3 protein-coding genes are annotated in these 2,854 nt (G+C 48.0%); all 3 read right to left on the reverse strand.

Annotation, left to right across the window (positions count from 1 at the left end; all coding sequences use genetic code 11):
* Window positions 1-248: 248 nt before the first annotated feature.
* The 3 genes from psbU to LAY57_RS35245 all read right to left on the reverse strand — a co-directional run bounded on the left by psbU (window position 249) and on the right by LAY57_RS35245 (window position 2,640).
* Window positions 249-686, reverse strand: coding sequence for a photosystem II complex extrinsic protein PsbU (gene psbU / locus LAY57_RS35235; RefSeq protein WP_249072090.1), 438 nt, complete (start codon window positions 684-686; stop codon window positions 249-251).
* 107 nt (window positions 687-793) lie between these two features.
* Window positions 794-1,789 (reverse strand): adenylate/guanylate cyclase domain-containing protein, encoded by a 996-nt coding sequence (locus LAY57_RS35240; RefSeq protein ID WP_522729861.1) that lies wholly within the window; start codon window positions 1,787-1,789, stop codon window positions 794-796.
* 113 nt (window positions 1,790-1,902) lie between these two features.
* Entirely contained in the window at window positions 1,903-2,640 is a 738-nt protein-coding gene (locus tag LAY57_RS35245; protein WP_420839196.1) for a DUF3120 domain-containing protein, read from the reverse strand.
* Between the last annotated feature and the right edge of the window lie 214 nt (window positions 2,641-2,854).

Here is a 2,854-nt window from a genome sequence, read left to right on the forward strand (position 1 = left end):
GACAAGGGGGACAAGGGGGACAAGGGGGACAAGGGGGACAAGGGGGACAAGGGGGACAAGGGGGACAAGGGGGACAACCAACTACTTATGACCGCACCCCCAGAAAAGTCCCACTACAGCGTAGTGGGATTAGTTAGCATTTTGCCAGAACCAACTGTGAAAAGTGGCCCAGGGGCAAAAGGCGAAAATTTCAGATTTCAGATTTTAAATCTAAAATCTAAAATCTAAAATTCCCCTAGTCCCTAGTTTTAACGATAGATACCGTTATTAATCCGATCGGCTCCTTGTACTAAGGCGTCTTCTACATCCGTTACCGTAAAGCTATCCAGGTTAGCTTGCAGAATTTCTTTCTGGCGATCGGAAAGCCCAGGAATGTTTAGCACATCCTCTACTTTTCCGTAAGGAGCATTTTTGACAATTTTCCCAGCCAGGGTAGGATAAAATCCTGAAAATCGCCTGAAAGCTCGGACATTCGTGTTGTTCAAATCAATTTTTCCGTGTATCTCGCCCAGCTTTTGGTCTACCCGATTTCGCAGAACTTCTGCCGATTCTGCTGCCAATACTGGCGTTGAACGTAACGCCACACCACTCAAAGAAGCCGCCATTGCCTCGGTCGGTTGCCCCAGCCATCCAAAGCTACCGAGTACCAGAGCGAATATCATCAACAAACGCAGCAATCGTTTCATAAATAAAAACCTCCCTAAAAGAGCGGATTGAATCCACACACAGCTTTATCAAAGATTATTATCCGGTTTATAGCGCCCTAGTAAAGCTACTCTTGCTTTACTTGCGCTTATTGACCTTGGGGCTGCCTTTCCAACAAAGTATCCAAGTCGGCAAATGTGCCTGCATAAGTCAGCGTAGGCTTATCATATCCCTTCAGATGCACGGTGTATTGCTTGAATCCAGATTGCTCTGCACCCAAAGGCAAGAGATATTTGTAGGTAGTTTCGCCCAAGGCAAGATCCAGGCGCAGTTCTTTGGTAGAGGATTCCAGGCGAAAGGCAGCATTCACCGTATCGCCCAAAGCAGTGTAATCGGGGCGATCGCCACTTCCCGTATTCCCCACCATTGCATACCCAGTATTGATGCCCGCCCCAATCCGCAACGGGAAAGGCAAAGGATATTGATTGTACAAATCGTCTGTCATTTTGTGGAGGGCGCTCAGAGCATGACAAATGCTGCCGATCTCCTCGTTAGAAATGCCCCTACTACCGTGAAACCAAACCGCCATAATCGCATCGCCGATGTACTTATCAACCCAACTGCCATGTTCCCGAATAATACTGCCGGAATGACGAAACCATGTGCCAATCAACTCCGAGAGAATCTTTTCATCAAGTTGTCGAGTTAGCCCCGTAAAGTCGCGGATATCCACAACCATCACCGAGATCAGGCGGCGCACGTGCAAAGTGGAAGTTGCCGTCAACTCATCCGAGTGCGAACTGCTAGGAGCGTTAGCCTGGTAGTTGACGGTGGGCGAGAAAAATTCCAATTCAGTTTGACCGAAAGTGAGGCTATCGCCATGTCGCAGTGTTACGGGTACGCTTACCCTGCGCCCATTCACGAAGGAGCCATTGCGGCTACCAAGATCGATCAGATAGAATTCTCCCGTTTCCATGCACTGTAACATCGCGTGGTTACGGGAAATCCAACGATCCGGCAACACAAAATTGTTGTCGTCACTACGACCAACAGTCCAGCAATAACTGCCCACTAATGGAAGGTAGCGATTACCAGATTCGGTCCGAAGTAAAAGATAAGGAGTGGTAGTGGGTTGCAACGTCACCACATGACTAAAGAAGCGACGAAGAGCCAGTCAGAGTTTTAATTTTGAAGCAATTCAGGCACTATTAATGCCCGTCATCCCTCACAAGAGCGGTGCTGTTCGCGATAAATCGCTCAGGCGACTCTTGCAGCCAACCAAAATAGGCTATCTACAAAAATTGTACTCAATACTGCTCCACTAAACGCCCACCAGTGTAGCTGTCTGGAGCGTAATGGTAAAGTACCCACGATTAAAAGAACACCGACAAGTACAACAGCCCATGCGATCCCCCAAGGTGTCTGAACTTGCGCTAGAGCATTTTGTAAAATTGGTGTCGCCAAAGTTGGCTCTACCTGCATCAATTGCCGCCAAGAGGGCATCAGATCGACTACGTAAAAGTATATATCCGTTACCGCTGTTCCAAACAGGGAACCCAAATAAAATAAACTACCCACTTTCCACCTATTTTGCGTCAAACACCAAAGTGCTAAGGGCAGGCAAATAGCTTCTACTGGCAAGTGGATTGGCGGTTCCCAGCGCAACCAACCCCAATAAATCGATCCTGCTAGCCAACTCCAGCTAAACCCCAGCAGCAAATCTCCCCATATCTGCGTTCTCTGACGCCTCTGCAACGCGAAACTCAATCCCACCCAGCCCGCAGTTAAAAATAAACTTAGCAGTGGCAGCAGCCGCACTAATGGCGCTTGCATAAACACTGGCACTGAAACCAAAAACGAAGCCGCCCCAAAAACCAACCAAGCTCTTTTGGCACCAAGTCGCGATCGCGAAGACGCAGACTCGCTTTGCCCAGACTGGGCTGGGGAAATACAAGCGGCAACAGGTGTGAAGGCTGACAAGGTATCGTTTAACAAAGTATTATTAATTTTTGTTACTAAAGTTTATCTTATTCAAGATATCACAAAAAATATCCCCCCCCTGGGCATTGTTTTTATTTTATCGTAGTTTCTCAGAACTGGGCACTGGGCAAAAGGTGATTAGTGATTGGGCATTGGTCAGTGGTCAGTGGTCAGTGGTCAGTGGTCAGTGGTCAGTGGTCAGTGGTCAGTGGTCAGTGGTCAGTGGTCA

Source organism: Argonema antarcticum A004/B2, from assembly GCF_023333585.1.
In the GTDB taxonomy this organism is placed as follows: domain Bacteria; phylum Cyanobacteriota; class Cyanobacteriia; order Cyanobacteriales; family Aerosakkonemataceae; genus Argonema; species Argonema antarcticum.

Bases quoted from the DNA above. Each gene is read 5' to 3' on its own strand.
- psbU (WP_249072090.1), bottom strand. From the start codon at position 686: ATGAAACGATTGCTGCGTTTGTTGATGATATTCGCTCTGGTACTCGGT.